This window comes from Cobetia sp. D5 (genome assembly GCF_035666195.1).
Lineage (GTDB): Bacteria > Pseudomonadota > Gammaproteobacteria > Pseudomonadales > Halomonadaceae > Cobetia > Cobetia amphilecti.
The window spans coordinates 13,579-31,801 of record NZ_CP142020.1 but is presented as its reverse complement, the minus strand read 5'-3'; the positions used below and the strand labels follow the sequence as shown (position 1 = coordinate 31,801).

16 protein-coding genes and 1 other RNA gene are annotated in these 18,223 nt (G+C 64.1%); 9 read left to right on the top strand and 8 right to left on the bottom strand.

Features of this window, described 5'->3' with window-relative positions; all coding sequences use genetic code 11:
- Window positions 1-86: 86 nt before the first annotated feature.
- From U0O11_RS00135 to U0O11_RS00125, 3 genes are all read left to right on the top strand, one after another.
- Complete coding sequence (locus U0O11_RS00135; protein WP_064503224.1) at window positions 87-464, top strand: cell division protein ZapA; 378 nt, start codon at window positions 87-89, stop codon at window positions 462-464.
- Between the two features lie 73 nt (window positions 465-537).
- A non-coding RNA gene (gene ssrS / locus U0O11_RS00130) (6S RNA) lies at window positions 538-720 on the top strand.
- A 22-nt stretch (window positions 721-742) separates the two neighbouring features.
- A complete protein-coding gene (locus tag U0O11_RS00125; RefSeq protein ID WP_324690980.1) occupies window positions 743-1,459 on the top strand; it encodes a 5-formyltetrahydrofolate cyclo-ligase in 717 nt (238 codons plus the stop codon).
- Window positions 1,460-2,218: 759 nt separating this feature from the next.
- Here U0O11_RS00125 and ilvA read toward each other — a convergent pair.
- Window positions 2,219-3,742 carry a threonine ammonia-lyase, biosynthetic gene (gene ilvA / locus U0O11_RS00120; RefSeq protein ID WP_324692535.1) on the bottom strand — a complete coding sequence of 508 codons (1,524 nt, stop codon included), beginning with the start codon at window positions 3,740-3,742 and terminating at the stop codon, window positions 2,219-2,221.
- A 237-nt stretch (window positions 3,743-3,979) separates the two neighbouring features.
- Between ilvA and rpiA the strand changes: the two genes are divergently transcribed.
- Entirely contained in the window at window positions 3,980-4,651 is a 672-nt protein-coding gene (gene rpiA, locus U0O11_RS00115; RefSeq protein WP_054556388.1) for a ribose-5-phosphate isomerase RpiA, read from the top strand.
- 9 nt (window positions 4,652-4,660) lie between these two features.
- The gene (locus U0O11_RS00110) at window positions 4,661-5,386 is read left to right on the top strand and encodes a DUF3157 family protein (protein WP_324690979.1); all 726 of its coding nucleotides are present in this window, start codon (window positions 4,661-4,663) and stop codon (window positions 5,384-5,386) included.
- A 119-nt stretch (window positions 5,387-5,505) separates the two neighbouring features.
- Here the strand turns inward: U0O11_RS00110 and U0O11_RS00105 are convergent, their stop codons facing one another.
- On the bottom strand, window positions 5,506-6,360 hold the full coding sequence (locus U0O11_RS00105; protein WP_082388693.1) for an outer membrane protein OmpK: 855 nt from the start codon (window positions 6,358-6,360) through the stop codon (window positions 5,506-5,508).
- A gap of 349 nt (window positions 6,361-6,709) precedes the next feature.
- Window positions 6,710-7,978 (bottom strand): NupC/NupG family nucleoside CNT transporter, encoded by a 1,269-nt coding sequence (locus U0O11_RS00100; protein WP_043331634.1) that lies wholly within the window; start codon window positions 7,976-7,978, stop codon window positions 6,710-6,712.
- A gap of 319 nt (window positions 7,979-8,297) precedes the next feature.
- Here U0O11_RS00100 and U0O11_RS00095 point away from each other — a divergent pair, with 319 nt between their 5' ends.
- Window positions 8,298-9,074 carry a DeoR/GlpR family DNA-binding transcription regulator gene (locus tag U0O11_RS00095; protein ID WP_054556386.1) on the top strand — a complete coding sequence of 259 codons (777 nt, stop codon included), beginning with the start codon at window positions 8,298-8,300 and terminating at the stop codon, window positions 9,072-9,074.
- A 135-nt stretch (window positions 9,075-9,209) separates the two neighbouring features.
- Here U0O11_RS00095 and waaA read toward each other — a convergent pair whose 3' ends face one another.
- Genes waaA through U0O11_RS00080 form a run of 3 tightly spaced genes read right to left on the bottom strand, consistent with a single transcriptional unit; the run spans window position 9,210 to window position 13,128 of the window.
- Window positions 9,210-10,532: a lipid IV(A) 3-deoxy-D-manno-octulosonic acid transferase gene (waaA, locus tag U0O11_RS00090; RefSeq protein ID WP_324690978.1), complete on the bottom strand. Its 1,323-nt coding sequence runs from the start codon at window positions 10,530-10,532 to the stop codon at window positions 9,210-9,212.
- Between the two features lie 2 nt (window positions 10,533-10,534).
- Window positions 10,535-11,965 (bottom strand): bifunctional D-glycero-beta-D-manno-heptose-7-phosphate kinase/D-glycero-beta-D-manno-heptose 1-phosphate adenylyltransferase HldE, encoded by a 1,431-nt coding sequence (gene hldE / locus U0O11_RS00085; RefSeq protein WP_043331637.1) that lies wholly within the window; start codon window positions 11,963-11,965, stop codon window positions 10,535-10,537.
- Entirely contained in the window at window positions 11,965-13,128 is a 1,164-nt protein-coding gene (locus U0O11_RS00080) for a glycosyltransferase family 9 protein (protein WP_324690977.1), read from the bottom strand. Before U0O11_RS00080 ends, hldE begins: the two co-directional genes overlap by 1 nt.
- Here U0O11_RS00080 and U0O11_RS00075 point away from each other — a divergent pair.
- The 3 genes from U0O11_RS00075 to U0O11_RS00065 all read left to right on the top strand — a co-directional run bounded on the left by U0O11_RS00075 (window position 13,127) and on the right by U0O11_RS00065 (window position 16,100).
- Complete coding sequence (locus U0O11_RS00075; protein ID WP_324690975.1) at window positions 13,127-13,915, top strand: 3-deoxy-D-manno-octulosonic acid kinase; 789 nt, start codon at window positions 13,127-13,129, stop codon at window positions 13,913-13,915. The two genes, U0O11_RS00080 and U0O11_RS00075, sit on opposite strands and share 2 nt — an antisense overlap.
- Before the next feature lie 203 nt (window positions 13,916-14,118).
- A complete protein-coding gene (locus U0O11_RS00070) occupies window positions 14,119-14,964 on the top strand; it encodes a glycosyltransferase family 2 protein (protein ID WP_324690974.1) in 846 nt (281 codons plus the stop codon).
- 2 nt (window positions 14,965-14,966) lie between these two features.
- The gene (locus U0O11_RS00065; protein WP_324690973.1) at window positions 14,967-16,100 is read left to right on the top strand and encodes a glycosyltransferase family 4 protein; all 1,134 of its coding nucleotides are present in this window, start codon (window positions 14,967-14,969) and stop codon (window positions 16,098-16,100) included.
- Between the two features lie 132 nt (window positions 16,101-16,232).
- On the opposite strand, the gene U0O11_RS00060 is transcribed toward U0O11_RS00065, so the two are convergent.
- Window positions 16,233-17,144, bottom strand: coding sequence for a hypothetical protein (locus U0O11_RS00060; protein WP_324690972.1), 912 nt, complete (start codon window positions 17,142-17,144; stop codon window positions 16,233-16,235).
- Window positions 17,141-18,160, bottom strand: a complete 1,020-nt coding sequence (waaF, locus tag U0O11_RS00055; protein WP_043331640.1) for a lipopolysaccharide heptosyltransferase II — start codon at window positions 18,158-18,160, stop codon at window positions 17,141-17,143. The genes U0O11_RS00060 and waaF overlap by 4 nt, the downstream gene beginning before the upstream one ends.
- Between the last annotated feature and the right edge of the window lie 63 nt (window positions 18,161-18,223).

Sequence of the window (18,223 nt, the reverse complement as noted above, 5' to 3'; positions counted from 1 at the left end):
GCCGTCCTGACTGCGACGGTGACGCACTGACAGCAGGACGTCGGCATCAATCTGGATGACGCCGGACAAGGCCCGAGAGGATCTACATGAGCGATTCCGCCACCCCACGCAATACCACCGAGATCAGCCTGCTCGGCCGCAGCTATACCGTCAGCTGTCAGCCCGGCGAGGAAGATGGCCTGACCCGTGCGGCGGCTTATCTGGATCTCGCCATGCAAGGCATCCAGCAGCGCGGCAACACCATCAGCGCCGACAAGGTCGCCCTGATGGCAGCGCTCAATATCTCGCATGAGTTGATCAACAGCCGTGACAGCGAGCGCGCCCTGCAGCGCGACTTCGAGACTCGCCTCACCGCGCTGGACCGTCAACTGGATGCCGCGCTCAGTCAGCTGCCAGCCGACTATGCCGATCAGGCGAAGGCGCGCGCTGCTGAGCGTAAAAACGCTTCAGAATCAAACAACTGATACATTCAGGCAACAGATTGTTCCCGACAGGATTAGCCCTTGGGCAGGCAGGCGGGGTTTGGTAGACTGAATGAGTTCTCTGGGGTGTACGACAGTTGCCGATGTCCCTCGAGCTTATAAGCTATTCCCAGGGAGTCCACTGCGCAGTGCTGTGTGCATGTCCGTGCGTCGGAACGCCTGATGCGCTGCGCGGGACTACCCACCTTGAACCGCTGGGTTCAAGGGCCCCCGGTAACACCGGCACCTTGGAGAACCCTGTCTGACGGAGATTGTCAGGCATGCGCAAGCCCCCCGCGGTCTATGCCGCACCCGCGAGCCCACGCTCGCCACTCCCTTCTGCAGCACTCGATACCACGCTCTGGGCACTGCCCAGCGAGCTCGATCACCCTCAGGCCGACCGCCGTGTGCTTCGCCGTCTGCTGCGCCAACGCCGCCGTCAGCTACCACCTGCCATTCGCCTGCAAGCCGAAGATGCGCTCCTGCGTCAGCTGAAACGGCTGCCGGAACTGTTGCGCGCCCGCCACGTCGCCCTGTATCTGCCCTACGATGGCGAGATCGATGCCACGCGCCTGTGCAATTGGCTGCAGCGACGGGGGGCGAAGGTCTATCTGCCGGTACTGCGTCCGTTCGCGGCCAATTCGCTATGGTTCGTGCGCTACGACGATCAGACACCCCTGGTCAGCAATCGCTTCGGCATCGCCGAACCGGACACCCGTCACGGTGCTTCCAAGGCACGGCGCCTGCCTGCCTGGGCGCTGGATGTCGTCTTGATGCCACTGGTCGGCTTCGATGGGCACGGGGCTCGCATCGGCATGGGCGGCGGCTTCTACGATCGCAGCTTCGCCTTTACCCGCCGTCCCGGCCCACGGCCACTGTTAATCGGTCTCGCCCACCACTGTCAGAAGGTCCCCGCCCTGCCGGTACAGCCCTGGGATGTCCCGCTGGACGCCATCGTCAGTGATCGCGAAGTCGTGCGCCCTGCCCGCCCTGAATGAGCCGCTGGGCTTTATGACGAGATCGATGGCACGACCGCGAGATGTCGAGGGTGAAAGCAGGCAGAAAGGGGCTATCTGTGAGGAGGCGAAGCAGCAACGCAGTGAAGCCAGACGAGGGCAAGCTTAAGGGGGGGCGGGGAGCTGGAAAGCTGGGAGCAGAAACGCTGGAAAGCCTGGCAGGAGGGTCATGGCATGGGTGCGTGGCGCCAGAGAGACTGACGCCAGCAGCACCGCTACCGCCGGTGAGGGCAGCAGCGCAGGATTCAGGAACCCATTACGGTCTGGGCGTAGCCGGTTGCCACTACACCAATCCCGAAGATGAATACCAGGGCCATGACCAGATCGGGCTTACGTTTCATGAGAGCGGGCTTCTTCTTATATCGTCAGTGGCTTTCGCGTGACGGTTGTCGATGACTGTCTTCCTGACAGTGACCAGATGATAGGCATCTGACTTCTGTATGACAATCACCATGCAATCGTTTGAATGGACGCTTTTCCACGCAGCTTTTGATGTCTGGTCACCCCAGCCGACAAGAGCTTCATCCAGAAACACCGTTCTTTTTCGCGCTTGGCATGAAATGTGGAATTTCCTGCGGCATGCCCGCCGGATACGCATGAAAAAGCCCCGACCTTCCACGCGAAGGCCGGGGCTTTTCTATCCACGAACATGACCAATGAAGCATGATGAGCTGCGCCTCAGCTCGCCGCCTTCAACGCCAATGACTCATATAGCCATCATCACCCCGCCGCTTGTCTCACTCAGGACAGAAACAGGCGATAGGCGGGATTGTCGCTCTCTTTCCAGAAGCGATAGCCGATCTCATTGAAATATTCCTCGACCCGCGCGCGGTCGCCATTGGGGATCTGCATGCCGATCAACACCCGGCCATGCGACGCGCCGTGGTTACGGTAGTGGAACAGCGAGATGTTCCAGTCCGCCGGCAGGTGGGTGAGGAAATTCATCAGGGCACCAGGACGCTCCGGGAACTCGAAACGATAGACCTCTTCCTCGAGATCGCTGGTCGTGCGCCCACCGACCAGATGACGCGTGTGCAGCTTGGCCAGTTCGTTGTCGGTCAGGTCTTCCACCGCATAGCCCGCCTCACGCAGCTTCTCGACCACAGCGGCGCGGTCTTCACCGCCCGGCTTGACCTGCACGCCGACGAAGACATGCGCTTCCTCCGGATTGGCATAGCGATAGTTGAACTCGGTGACCATGCGCTTGCCGATCACCTTGCAGAACTGCTTGTAGGCCCCCGGGCGCTCCGGCAGCGTCACGGCCAGAATCGCCTCACGCTGCTCGCCCAGCTCGGTGCGCTCGGCAATGTGCTGCAGGCGATCGAAGTTGGTGTTGGCACCGGAGTTGATGCAGACCAGCGTCTCCCCTTCCGCGCCTGACTGCTGGACATATTTCTTGAGGCCCGCCAGTGACAGTGCGCCACTGGTTTCGGAGACGGCGCGCGTATCCTCGAAGATGTCCTTGACCGCCGCACACATCTCGTCGGTATTGACGGTGATGACCTCATCGACGGTGCGCTGGATGAGCTCGAACGGTGCCGCGCCGATCTGCGCGACCGCCACACCCTCGGCGAACACGCCGACCTGGTCCAGCACCACGCGCTCGCCGGCTTCCATGGCCGCCTTGAGGCAGGCGGCATCTTCCGCCTCGACCCCGATGACGCGGATCTCGGGGCGCAGGTACTTCACGTAGGCCGCGACACCGGCGATCAGACCACCGCCCCCGACCGGCACGAAGATCGCATCGATCTTGCCGGGGTGCTGACGCAGGATTTCCATGCCGACGGTGCCCTGACCGGCAATGACATCCGGGTCGTCATAGGGCGGGATGAAGGTATAGCCGTGCTCGTCCATCAGGGTACGCGCGTGGGCCAGTGCCTCGGGGAAGGCATCGCCCTTGAGAATCACCCGCGCGCCGCGCTCGCGCACGGCCTGCACCTTGATTTCCGGCGTAATGCGCGGCATCACGATCACTGCCTTGACGCCCATCAGCTTGGCCGCCATCGCCAGGCCCTGCGCATGATTGCCGGCCGAGGCCGCAATCACGCCACACGCCTTCTGTTCATCCGTCAGCTGGGCCATCTTGTTGTAGGCGCCGCGAATCTTGAAGGAATAGACAGGCTGCAGGTCTTCACGCTTGATGAAGATGTGATTGCCGAAACGACGCGACAACAAGGGTGCCGGCGAGAGCGGAGTTTCATGGGCGGCTTCGTAGACACGAGCCGACAGGATTTTCTTGACGTAATGTTCGAGCATTATAGGAATGTCCTGATGTGTCACAGCGCGGGCCGCATGAGCGCGACCGAACCCCCATTGTTATCAGACCGCTGGCGAGAGCGTCCAGCGCCATCGCCGGGTTTGCCGTTATAATGTGGCGTTTTCCGGCGTTGCGCTTCACGTCAAGCCGTTTTCCAGTGCCTGCCGGCGGTAAACTGCTGGCCACGCGGGGAAGACCGCGCCAATGCCCACTTTCACCACCGCCCCACCGACCCGAGGTATCACATGACCCAGGATGAGCTGAAGCAGGCCGTGGCCCGCGCCGCCCTTGACGAGATTCGCCCACTGCTGAGCCGCGACACCATCATCGGCGTCGGCACCGGCTCGACGGCCAATCTGTTCATCGATGCGCTGGCGGAAGTGCGTCACGACTTCGCCGGCGCCGTCGCCAGCTCCGAAGCCACTGCCGAGCGCCTCAAGGGCCATGGCATCGACGTCTTCGAACTCAACCATGTCGGCACCGTGCCGGTCTACGTGGACGGTGCCGACGAGATCGACCCGCGCCTGGCGATGATCAAGGGCGGCGGCGCCGCGCTGACCCGCGAGAAGATCGTCGCGGCCTGCGCCGAGCGCTTCGTGTGCATCGCCGATGGCTCCAAGCAGGTGGATATTCTCGGCGGCTTCCCGCTGCCGGTGGAAGTCATTCCGATGGCGCGCTCCTATGTCGCACGTGAGCTGGTCAAGCTGGGCGCAGACCCGGTCTACCGCGATGGCGTGCTGACCGACAACGGCAACCGCATCCTCGATTGCTACAACTTCCTGATCGAGGACCCGATCGCCATGGAAGCGCGCATCAACGCCATCGTCGGTGTCGTCACCAATGGCCTATTCGCGGCACGCGGTGCCGATGTGCTGCTGGTGGGACGCGAAAGTGGCGTCGAACGCATCACTGCTTGAGGAGCTGGCATGACGATGAATCTGCGCCCACGACTGAGCCTGGCGACCGCACTGCTGCTGGCAGCCAGCGCAAGTCCGCTGGCGCTGGCCGATAGCCTGCCGATCAGCCAGCCAGTCACCGTGACGCTCGACAGCGGCGTCAAGATCCTGCTCAAGCCGGACCACAGCTGGGAATATCAGCTGGATGAGGTGCAGGCCGTTTCCCCCCCGGCCACACGACCGTCCGTGGAAACTGGCGCTGGCAGCGCGCTGGTGCCGACCTCGACGGCCGTGCCGGTGACGGCGGCGGTCGCTCCGGCTAGCGACTCGGCCTCACCATCAGCCGGTGCGGCCTCTACCAGTGCCAGCAACGCAGCGCCTGACAGCGCGTCACGCCTCAACAGCAGCGCGCTAGCCAATCCGCAGCTGTTGAGTGAAGGCCACCGCGATGGTCTGGTCGCGCGTCTGTCCTCGGTGAGCGAAGAGGATGACGAGGCGCTTCTGCAGTTCAGCCTCGACAACACGGCCGGCCAGAGTGTCATCGGCGTGCAGGCCAGACTGCGCCTGTATGCCGATGATGGCCATCTGCTCGCGACGCGTGAGGTACCGCTGTGGGTCGGTGAATATCGCCTGCCCCAGACCTACCTGCGCCCCGGCCAGACACGCGATAGCCGCGAGGTACGCGTCTCGCTGCCGGAGGGCGAGTGGTCACGCCAGCTGGTGCGCGTGGAAGTCACCGAGGTGGAGTTCCGCTGATCATCAGATGCCGGATTTCAGGCGTCAGATGCCACAGCAGCCAGACGAAAAACGGGAAGCCCTGAGGGGCTTCCCGTTTCTGTTTTAGCGCCGGTCGCTCAGCGAGAGCGAAGCGGTGATCAGAACTTGTAGTTGATGCTGAAGTAGTTGCCGAAGCCGGTGGTGTCCTGGCGAACGCCGGTGGCAGTGGAGCCATCGGTGAAGAACGCCATGTTGTTGTAGTACTTCAGGCCATAGCCGATCGCATAGCGCTGGGTGTGGTAGTAGATACCGTTGAACCACTCCATGCTGTTGACGCTGCGGCCCGCCTGGCTGCCCACTTCGTCGGCATCGAACTTGTAGTCCAGGTAGCCCTGATAGGCGATGAAGCTGCCATCATCGAAGTTGACGAACGGCTTGAACCAGTTGGTGGAGGCCATGTAGCCGTCCCACTTGCTCTCGTCTTCGCCGCCGTAGTTCTCACGCACGTAACGCGCGTAGAGGTTGAAGCCCATCTTGCCGAACCACGGCACCTGCACATCGCTGCCCAGGCCGACGTAGTGCTCCCACAGACCGCCGAATGCGCCGTTGTCACCGATGTTGGTGACGGTGGCGATGTAGAGCTCATCCACCGGGCCGAACGACAGGTCGTAACCGGTCATGGCATCCAGCGAGAAGCGCGGCGCCAGCTTGGCAAAGAAGTTGTCGCCGTCGTTCAGGTCATCGGAGCTGTCGTCCAGCAGGTCGAAGAAGTCGACATACCCGTAGAGATCGACGATGCCCGAGCGGCCGCCGAACTCCATCTCCAGGTAGGTATCTTCGCTGTTGCGGAACGGCAGGCGGTTGTCTTCACTGCGCATCAGGTTGAAGGTCAGCCACTTGTAATCATTGGCGTGGATATCGCCATTGAAGTCAGTAGCCTGCGCCGGTGCTGCAGCGGTCAGCAGCGTGGTGGCAGCCAGAGTGCTGGCCGCGAGGGTCTTGAGCATGGTCATCGCGTAACGATCCTGTCCTGAATGATGAGACTGTTCGAATTCTTGTGGTCTTGCCCGCTGAGCGGGTCTTGTCGCTATGAAGTCCGACGAAGGCGCGGGAGTGAAACTCGCACGGGGCCCAGTCTGGAAAGGCGGCGATGTTAGCACTTCCTCGCAAAAACGACAGAGCGACATTTCGGGGGTGATCAACGTGCCTTCGACGACAATGTGAACCTTTTCACACTCTCGCCTGGCACCTTGCCACCCTCGGCTTCCCCGAGATGACGCCCCGATGTTTCCTCGCTTGCCGCCCGGCGCATGCCGGCAGGATGGCTCCCGTCGACTGACCGGGCGGAGAGCGAGGAATGCATCAGGCCGCCAGCGCCAGGAAGAAACCGGCAATCGCCGCCGACATCAGATTGGACAGCGTGCCGGCGAGTACCGCCTTGAGCCCCAGGCTTGCGATCTCATGACGGCGTGTCGGTGCCAGACTGCCCAGCCCCCCCAGCAGGATGGCGATCGACGACAGATTGGCGAAGCCGCACAGCGCGAACGACAGCACTGCCATGGTGTAGGGCGTCATCACCGCGCCGGTGGCCGCGACGATGCTGTCACCGCTGAGGTAGGGCGCCAGATTGATGTAGGCGACGAACTCGTTCACCACCAGCTTCTGGCCGATGAAGGAACCCGCCAGGGTCGCCTCGCTCCACGGCACGCCCAGCAGGAAGGCCAGCGGCGCGAACAACCAGCCGAGAATCATGTCGAGACTCAGCGTGTCCATGCCGAACCAGCCACCCACGCCGCCGAGAATGCCGTTGATCAGGCCGATCAGCGCGATGAAGGCCAGCAGCATCGCCCCGACATTGGCCGCCAGCTTGAGGCCGGAAGACGCACCGGAGGCCGCAGCGTCCAGCACATTGGAGGGCGCATCATCATCCTTGAGGGCAGCATCGGCGAGGGCGATCGAGTCATCCGGCTTCTCCGTCTCCGGGAACAGCAGCTTGGCGAACAGCAGCCCGCCGGGCGCGGCCATGAAGGATGCCGCCACCAGATATTCCATCGGAATGCCCAGCGCCGCATAGCCGCCCAGCACCGAACCGGCGACGGAGGCCAGGCCACCACACATCACCGCGAACAGCTCGGAGCGCGTCATGCTGGCCAGATACGGCTTGACCACCAGCGGCGCCTCGGTCTGACCGACGAAGATGTTGGCCGTGGCCGAGAGCGACTCGGTACGCGACGTGCCCAGCACACGCTGCAGGCCGCCGCCCAGCAGGCGAATCACCCATTGCATGATGCCGAGGTAGTAGAGCACCGCGATCAGCGATGAGAAGAAGATGATGATCGGCAGCACCTTGACCGCGAAGATGAAGCCGACACCACTGCCCGGATTGGCCAGGCTGCCAAACAGGAAGTTGATGCCCTGATCGGCATAGTTGACCACCTGACTGACGGCACCGGAGACACCGGCCAGCACTCCCTGGCCGAAGGAGGTGTAGAGCACGAAGGCGCCGATGGCCAGCTGGATGGCAAAGGCACCACCCACGGTACGCAGGCGAATGGCGCGTCGATTCGACGACAGCGCCACGGCAATGAGGATGAGCGAAGCCATCCCGACGAGACTCATGAGGGGATTCATTGGGAAGATCCTGAGGGTTCTTGTGGTTGTTATGGGTGCTGCGTGCAGGGCTGCGACGACCCGTTCTCAACGTCGTGCAGTGTTATCCTGCATTCTCACCATGTTCAAAAAGTCACAGCCTGACCAAATAGTCAATACGTCCGTTTTACCTCACGCCCACTTGTCTTCCAGTGCCAGACTGGCAGTGTCAGGGGCATTTTTGAGGTTCTCCCTGTGTGTCAGTGGTTTATCATCTGCTTCTGACGTGGGACGTGGCGCTTCAGCCCAGTTTTTCGCCAACGCTCCCTCATCGGAACCGGCACCAAAGGACAAAAGCCGCATGAACAATCACAGCGCCGCCCGACTCGACCGCCTGCAGGCCATTCTGCGCGAAGGCAGCCCTCTGCAACTGAGCGACGCCGCACAGCTATGCGCCGTCTCGGAGATGACCATTCGTCGCGACGTGGCGCACAGCAACGGACTGCTGGAAATTCTGGGTGGCCGCCTGTTGCTGGTCGATTCATCCGCCGGCAGCGTCTATCGCCTGGATCGCGAGATCGACGCCAGCGCCCCGATCAAGCAAGCGCTGTGCCAGCAGCTGGCCAGTCATATCGAGGACGGCGACACCCTGTACGTGGATTGCGGCACCACGCTGGTCCATCTGGCGGCCGCCATCGACCGCCAGCAGACGCTGACCCTGGTGACCTGCGCCCTGAATGTGGCCAATGCGGTCGGCCATCTGCCCGGGGTGCGGCTGGTGATGCTGGGGGGCCTTTTTCACCCGGCCACCCAGTCATTCACCGCCACCGACATGCCGGAGGCCATCCGCCGCCTAGGTATCAACAAGGCCTTTCTCTCGGCGGGCGGAGTGCATGCCGAGCGAGGCGTCAGCTGCTTCCATTTCCATGAGGTCGCGGCCAAGCAGGCCGCTCTGGAAAGCGCGATGCAGCGCTTCTTGATCGTCGATGCGCGCAAGTTCGAGATGGTGCGCCCCGCCTTCATCGCCCCGCTGAGTGACTTTGATGTGGTGATCAGCAATGCCAGCCCCGCCGCACGTGATTGTCTGGGGGCGCTGGAGGCAGAAATGGGCGTGACGGCCGAGCTTGTCGACTGCTGAGCTGCAGATTGCCTTGCCGGAAAGAGTCAGGCCACTCGCAGCGCCAGACCACTGACAAACAGAAAACGCCGCACGATTGTGCGGCGTTTTCTGTCTGACCAGACAGTCAATGCACACTTTGCGTGCGCAGGGACGTCACAGCGGCAGGTGGTGCTCGAGCATCGCCATGGTGCCACTCAGCGCGCCGCGATTGCGCTCCACGACCTGGCTGGCCGCCTGGCCTGCCATCTGCTGCGCGGCCTGATCCGAGAACAGCGCATTCACCGCTTCGGCCAATGCCGCGTCATCCGCAACGACCTGGAGCGCGCCTTCTGCGGCCATCACCTCGGCGATCTCGCTGAAGTTGTCCAGCGATGGGCCACTCAGCAGTGGCAGCCCCAATGCGGCGGGCTCGAGCAGGTTGTGCCCGCCGATGGGCACCAGACTGCCGCCGATGAAGGCGATATCACTGGCCGCATACAGCGTCAGCAATTCCCCGAGACTGTCACCGACCAGTACCGATACGGCGTCAGCCACCTCGGTGCCGCTCTCTGACATGGCACTGCGTCGCAGGCTGCGCTCGCCGCGCGTCTGACACCACTGTGCCGCCTGAGCGGCCACTGCTTCGAAGCGTTGTGGATGGCGTGGCACCAACAGCAGCAAGGCCTGAGGGTGCTGGTCACGCACCGCGGCATGCGCCGCGAGTATCTGGCCATCCTCGCCGTCATGCGTCGAGGCGGCGATCCATACCGGCCGCTGCGCGAATGACTGGCGCAGCACCTGGCCATCGGCAATGACCTGTTCAGCAATGTCCAGTTCGAACTTGAGCGAGCCGACGGCCGTGCCGCGCGCTGGCGGCAGGCCAAGCGCCATGAAACGCTCCAGATCCTGCTGCGACTTGGCCGACAGGCCACTGACGTGAGCAAGACTGTCGCGCATCAGGGCGCCGATCCTGCGATAGCGCTGGAAGGCGCGCGGCGACAGGCGGCCATTGATGACGTACAGCGCAATGTCATCTCGCGCGCAGGCGGCCATCAGGTTGGGCCACAGCTCGGTTTCCACCATGATCGCCAGCGCCGGACGCAGCCGACGCACGAAGCGCCGCGCGCTCAGCGGGAAATCCAGCGGCAGGTAATGATGACGGGCCGGGGCAAGCCCTGACGAGCCCTGCGGCGTATGCAGCAGACGTGCGGCCTGTGCAGCGCCGGTGGCTGTCATGGTCGTCAGCACCAGCGGGCGCCGTGGGTAGCGCTGACGCAGCGCCTCGACGAGACTCGCCACCATCACCACCTCGCCCAGCGAGGCGGCGTGCAGCCAGATGGGGCGTTCACTGTCGGGCGTGGTGCTCGGTGTGGAGGGGATGATACCCAGCCGCTCCAGGCGCGGGTGCTGGGCATCGTGCTCGCGCCAGACCCGCTGCCAGATGAGGGGCGACAGCAGGGTCAGCGCGGTGCTGTAGAGGCCGCGGGCAAGGCTCACGCCTAGTCCTCGCGATCGAGAATGGTGGCGATCATCGCGGTGGTGGAGACGCCGTCCTCGAAACCGAGCACGCGGACTTCACCGCCATTGGCGATCACAGCCTCTCCCCCGGCGATCTCTTCGGGACGATAATCGCCGCCCTTGACCAGCACATCCGGCAGCACGGCCTCGATCAGGCGTGCCGGGGTGTCTTCGCTGAAGGGCACCACCCAGGCGACCGCACCGAGGCCCGCCAGCACCTGCATGCGGCGCAGCACCGGGTTGATCGGGCGTGTCGGCCCCTTGAGGCGTGCCACCGAGTCGTCGTCGTTGACGGCCACGATCAGGCGATCGCCGTGGCGTGCCGCTTCCTGCAGGTAGGCCACGTGACCGGCGTGCAGGATGTCGAAGCAGCCATTGGTCATCACCACACGCTCGCCGCGTGCCTGGGCGGCCTTGACTGCCGGGATGAGCGCGGACTCCTGGATCACGCCGAATTCCGCCAGCTTGTCGCCGTGCAGCGCAGTGTAGAGCTCCGCCACCGACAGGGTCGCGGTCCCCGGCTTGGCAACCACCAGACCCGCGGCCAGGTTGGCCAGCATCACGGCTTCCGGGAAGGCGTGACCGGCCGCCAGCGCCAGACCCAGAACGCCGATCACCGTATCGCCGGCACCGGTGACGTCGTAGACCTCACGCGCATGCGTCGGCAGGTGCAGCGGCTGATAGCCCTCGCGGATCAGGGTCATGCCCTTCTCGCTGCGCGTCACCAGCAGAGCTTCCAGCTCGAGCTCGGCACGCAGTGCCTCGCCCTTCTCGGCCAGTTCCTCATCGCTGCGGCACGGCCCGACGATGGTCTCGAATTCGGTCAGGTTGGGGGTGATGATGCTGGCGCCGCGATAGCGCGAGAAATCACTGCCCTTGGGGTCGACCAGCACACGCTTGCCCGCCGCACGCGCAGCGGCGATCAGCGCCTCGACCTGATTCAGCGAGCCCTTGCCGTAGTCGGAGAGAATCATCACGCCACTGGCGCCCAGCTCGGCCTCGACCTGGCTCACCAGCGCGCTGGTATCCACCTCGTGCAGCGGCTCCTCGAAATCGAGGCGCAGCAGCTGCTGATTGCGGCTCATCACGCGCAGCTTGGTGATGGTCGGCACGCTGTCACTGGCCTGGAAGCGCGTGATGACATTGGCGTTTTCCAGCGCGCGGGTAAGGATGGCGGCGTTGTCATCCTCACCGACGACACCCGCGAGGGTTGCATGTGCGCCGAGCGAGGCGATGTTGAGCGCGACGTTGGCGGCACCGCCGGGGCGGTCTTCGCTCTCGCCGACTCGTACCACCGGTACCGGCGCTTCCGGCGAGATGCGTGAGGTGCCACCGTGCCAGTAGCGGTCGAGCATCACATCACCCACGACCAGCAGGCGAGCCTGTTCAAGCGCAGTCAGATCAAGCTTCATCAGGCGTCTCCGCGTGCAGAGGGGGATTGGGAAGAAGAGGTATCCGTAGAGGAGACAGCCGCGACCGGCAGACGTTCGCAGCTCTGGCCACGAATGACGCCATCGGTGTCCGCCAGCAGCTCAGCGAGGCGCGCGATGACATCCTCGGCGCGAATCAGGCTCATGGCGTCCTGATGGCGCACGCGCTGACCCCAGTTGATCTCGTCCATCTGCTTGTGAAGATAGGTCTTCACGGCGTCCGGATAGCGATTGACCACCAGATGCTGCCAGCAGTACGGCGCCGCACGCTCGGGATTGGTGGTGGCGTACAGACCGATCACCGGGGTGTTGAGCGCATTGCCCATGTGCACCGGGCCGGAATCCGGCGCGATCACCGCCACGGCGCGATCGATCATCGCCAGCAGGCCCTTGAGCGAGGTGCCACCGATGGCATCGATGACCGCGCCTTCGCTGACCAGCGCCTTGATGCGCGCGCCCATTTCACGTTCCTGTGGACTGCCACCACCGGTCATCACGCTGCGGATGCCATATTGCTGCCAGGCATGATCGACGACCGCCGCATAGCCTTCCGGCGACCAGTTGCGGAAGTTGCGCAGTCGCGGATTGGCACACGGACTGATGATCAGATACGGCGCCTCACCGGTGACGCGTGCGGCTTCGATGTAGGCCTCGGGCGGCACATCGAGACGCCAGTCGAGACGGCAGTCCTCGACACCCAGCGTACGCGCGAAGTCCATGAACGACTCCAGCACGTGGGCGCGCTCTCGCGGGGCCAGCTGATGGGAGGTAAAGAGGTACTGCCAGTCCTTGGCGCGCGCACGGTCGTAACCGATACGCACCTTGGCCTTGAGGCCCAGCGACAGCGCACTGGCGCGCAGTGCCTGCTGCATGTGCAGCAGCACATCGAAGTGCGTGTCCTTGAGCTGTCGCCAGATGGCGCGCATGCCCGCAAGACCGGTGGACTTGTCATAGACCACGAACTCGACCCCGGTCAGGCCGGACAGTAGACTGTGCTCCCCCTTGCCGACGATCCAGGTAATGCGGGCCTCAGGCCACTGACGCTGCAAGGCGCGTACCGTTGGCACAAGATTGCAGACATCGCCGAGAGCGGAGAGCCGGAGCACGCAGATATGTGCGGGCTGGGCAGGGAGAGGATGCTTCATGCGGATGGCAGTTTTCCGAAATGAGAATGCCCACATTCTATATGATGGCGAAACAGCGCCACAAATGACGCCGGACTGGTTCATGCCATCGTTCTGGCGTGAACACGACGCCGTGACCGGCGAAGCGCCGGGGCGCGGGGCGAGTCTGTTCCTTGATATCTGTCGTTTGCCCGCCGAACTGCAACCCGCCAACACCACCGCGACACCGGCTCGCCGCTGGGCACTGCGCCCCTATCGTCGCGGCGGCCTGATCGCGAAGCTCGCCAGTCAGCGCTACCTCTATACCGGCCTTGAGCGCACCCGCGCCTTCGCCGAACTGCGCCTGACAGAGCGCCTGCATCGCCAGGGGCTGCCGGTGCCAGAGCCCGTCGGTGCCTGCGTGTGGCGGCATGGCCTGACCTACGAGGCCGCCCTGATCACGGTGCTGATTCCCGGCGCACGCGCCTTCGCCGATGACCTGATCGCCCTCGAAGCACAGCGCCTGCCTGCCGGGGCCGAGCTGCCCGAAGCCCTGCTCCGCCTGTTCGACGCGACAGGTCACGCCATTCGCGCCGTGCATGACGCCGGGCTCGAGCATGTCGACCTCAACGCACGCAACCTGCTGATCGATGAAAGCGAACGCGTCTACGTGATCGATCTCGATCGCTGCCAGCTGCATGCCGAGGCTCCCACGGATGCACGCTGGCGCAAAAGCAATCTCTCCCGCCTGGGCCGTTCGTTGGCCCGCTTCACCCCGACACATCATGCGGCGTGCCTGGCCCGCATCTGCAGCGCCTATCAAGCCTGAGCCGACCAAGACTGATCCTTCACGCATGGCGCTTCCCGAATGGCACTTCAGAATACCGCCCGGCAAGGCATCGGCGACCATGCAGTGTACGATAGCGACATGAATCGTCGGCAGACGCATCGCCCAGGCGAGCCTGCCACTGAGTCCCATCGGCGCCTGCCCCACCCCGTCGTGCTGCAGGCGCTCTTCAGACAGAGACCGTCATGAACACGAGCGACGAGGCCTCGGCCGCCCCTTCACCCGATGGCAAGCTGCGCACCGCGGTGCCCATCACCGGCTGTGTCATCACCCTCAATGAAGCCCACAACATCGAGGACTGCCTGCGCTCGCTGGCCCAGGTCTGCGAGGAGCTGATCGTGGTCGATTCCGGCTCCACCGATGCCACCTGCGAGCTGGCGCGCAACATGGGCGCCGTGGTGATCGATCAACCCTACCTGGGCGACGGGCCGCAGAAGAATGTCGGGCCGAGCCATGCCAGCCACCGCTGGGTGCTGTCACTGGACGCCGATGAGCGCCTGACCGACGGTGCCGTCAGCGCCATCCGGGAACTGGCACTCGACAGCACGCCCCATGATGGCTTCGCGCTGCGCCGTCGCAACTTCATCGGCTCGCGCTGGGTGCGGCATGCCGGCTGGTATCCCGATTACTGCCTGCGCCTGTATGACCGCGAGAAACTCGCCTTCCGCGATTCGCGTCAGCACAGCTCGGTGCAGGCCAACCATCCCTGCGAGCTGGACGCCGATCTCGAGCATTTCAGCTTCGCCAATCTCGGTGAACTGTTCGTCAAGGCCAGTGGCCGTTTCTCGAACCGCGCCGCCAAGATCATGTATCAGAAGGGAAAACGCGCCAACGCCTTCACTCCCTTCCTGCATGCCAGCAATGCCTTCATGCGCAAGTTCGTCTTCCAGGCCGGCTTCCGCGATGGCGTCGATGGCTTCTCGGTGGCGCTGTCGGCCAGCGTCAATGCCTACCTGAAATACGCCAAGCTGCTGGAATTCCAGCGTGACGCCAAGGTGCGTGAGGCCGAAGATTTCAACAAGGTATGGTGACCATGACCTCTAGCTGTGAGCCGACTGCCGCGCGAGGTGTGACGCGCCCGCTTCACGTACGCCATGTCAATCTGGCACGCGGCTTTCGCGGCGGGGAGCGCCAGACGCTCAATCTGATCGCGGACCTGGCGCGACGCGCAAGCCCGGGGGAGAACGACGAAGCCGGCGCGCCGATCCGCCAGTCACTGGTGTGCCTGCAGGGCTCGCCCTTGATCAGCGAACTGGCAGCGCTTGAGCTGGCCGTCACGGTGGACGTGATCGAGATCAGCGGGCGCTTCAAGGGCCATCTCGGCCAGCCCCGCGCCGATATCGTGCATGCTCACGAAGCCAAGGCGGTGCACTGGGCATGGCTGCATCAGCGCCTCACCGGCACGCCCTACCTGCTGACACGCCGAGTGCCCCAGCCGGTGAAGGACAAGCCGTTCAATCGCCTGACCTATCGCGCGGCCGCCTGCCGGGTAGCAATTTCGTCGGTGATCGAATCTCACCTGCGGGAGCGCCAATGGGGTGAGACGGCGTTGATTCCCAGCACCCTCGCCCACCTGCCCAGCGACAAGCAAGCCGTGGCCGAGCTCCGCCAGCGCTTCGGCAATACGCCCGCAGGAGATCGTGTTGTCATCGGGCATGTCGGCGCCCTGGTGGACCGCCACAAGGGCCAGCGAGTGCTGATCGAGGCGGCCCGCAGGCTGCGCGACAGTCACCCGCAGCTGCTGTTCGTCTGTCTGGGGGCCGGCGAGGACGAGGCGACCTTCAAGGCGGAAAGTGCCGATCTCGACAATCTGGTCTGGGAAGGCTTCCACACCAATGTCGGCGACTATCTGGAAGCCTTCGATCTGTTCGCCTTCCCGTCACGCAACGAGGGTCTCGGCTCGATTCTGCTCGACGTGATGGATCACGGCGTCCCGATCATCGCAAGCGATGTGGATGGCATCCCCGATATCGTGCATGACGACAGCACCGGCGTGCTGGTGCCCACCGGCGATGCACAGGCACTGGCTGCCGCCATCGTGGCACTCGTCGCTGATGCACCACGTCGGGAGCGGCTGGTCGCGGGGGCGCGTGCGCATCTGGCACGCTTCACTCCCAGCGCCATGGGCGAGGCCTATCTGGGGCTTTACCAGCGGCTGGCACGCTAGACCGCTTTTCATCTCAGGCACTTGGCCCACAAGCACCTATCGCCCGGCTAGAGAATAAAAAAAGCCCTGTTTCATGTGAAACATCACAATGAAACAGGGCTTTTTTCGTTTTCCAAACAGCAGGTCAGCAGCTCAGGCGCGCGAATCACCGTCCTCCAGGCCGCGCAGATCCGGCCAACCTTCATCCACACCCAACACGGGATATGTCCGGGGATCCAGCGGGCCTGGTTCGCTTTCGGGGCGACACTCACGCAGCGCAACCTGCAGCCGCTGCAGGGCCTCATCGCCTTCGGCACCAGCGGTCACTCTGTCCCAGAACTCCCGATGTACCGCCTTGATGACGACGGGCACGCTGGGCACACCGACCTGTTGCGCCATGGCCAGACGATGCAGACCACGGTTGATCTTGAGCAGGCGACCCTCACGCGTCACCGCGACGCCCATCTCGTCCTTGGTGACCCCCTGACGAAAGCCATTGCTGGCCATGTCCTGCAGATAACCGCGATAACAGCGCAGATAGCCGAGAATCTGCTCCTCGCTGTCCATCAACAGTCCATCACGCGGCGACGACCACGGCTTGCCCGCTTCCAGCAAGGCCTTCAAGTGCTGATAGCGCTCCGTCACCGTCAGGTCATCGCCATGCTCGATCAGGTCCCGCATCAGACGCGAGCGTGAACCGAAGCGGAAGGCGCCGCGCCGCAGGTCCCAGTCGCCGTCCCAGATGAAGGCGTTGGAGGATGGCCGGTTGCGCTTGTCACGCCCGAAATTGACGTCGCGCACCAGCTCACGCGGATTGACCCAGACCGTCAACGCCTCCTGCCCCATCACGTCTTCCAGCGCATGACGCGGCAGGCCACGGCGTTCAAGGGACTGGTGGCGTGCACGCTGGCGCTTCCAGCGCATCAACCAGCTACGACTGAACGGCAGTATCAGGTGGTGTTCGCACCAGGCACGCAGCGCCTCGATCCGCTGAGCACGCTGCATGGCCCCGCGCATGCGCGGGTGGATCAGATCATCCGTCGTACGGTTTCTCGGCAGGTTCACCGCGCATCCTCATCCAGCGAGATCGCCGTCAACAGTCGCTCGGGAGCAATATGATTCAGGCAATTGGTATGCCCCAGCGGGCAGACGCGCTTGAAGCAGGGTGAGCACTCCAGCGCCAGCCAGTGGATCTCGCGATTGGCCGTCAGCGGCGGTGTGTAATGCGGCGACGAGGAGCCGTAGATGCCCTGGATACGGGCCCCTACCGCGGCCGCCACATGCATCAGGCCGGAGTCATTGCTGACCACTTCCCGACACTCGGCGATCAGGTCCACCGCATCCGCCAGCCGCGTCTTGCCACACAGGTTGTGAACGCCCGCAAGCCCCTGGGCGATCTCCTCCCCCGCCGCGACATCCTTGGGACCACCGAAGATGCGCACCTCGGCCCCCTGGCGAGTCAATGACTCGGCAAGCGCGCGAAAGTGCGCCAGCGGCCACTGCTTGGCCGGGCCATATTCCGCCCCGGGCATCATGCCGATGATGGGTGCCGGCGGCGCCACCAGCCCCAACTCGCCGCGCAAGCGCAGCTGATTGGCGCTGTCAGTGACCAGAGCGGGCTCCGGGATGCCCGCCGGCGGATTGGCCTCCTCAACGGGCAGGCCCAGCGACGTGAAGCGCTTGACGGTCTGATCGAGCACCGACTTGTCGAGCTTGCGGCACTCGGTGAGCAGACCGTAGCGCTGCTCGCCGGTGAAGCCGACGCGCACCGGAATGCGCGCGAAGAACGGCACCAGCGCTGCCTTCCACGAGCGCGGCAACACGATGGCGCGGTCGAAGCGCCCACGCAGCGAACGCCCGAGCTGCCAGCGCGCCTTGAGGGCGAAGTCACCATGCCCCGCCGGCAACGCCAGTGCCTCCTCGACCTCGGGCATGCGCTCGATGATCGGCTGCGACCAGGCGGGCGCCAGCACACTGATCCGGCAGCCGGGCGAGCGCTGCTTCAGCGTCATGAACAGGCTCTGCGCCATCACCATGTCGCCGACCCAGCTGGGCCCGACCACCAGAATGCGCTCACTCATGCCTTGCTCCTCTTCACGGCCAATCCTCCTTGCGGGTGCGCTTGCCCTGCCCCATCGCCCTTG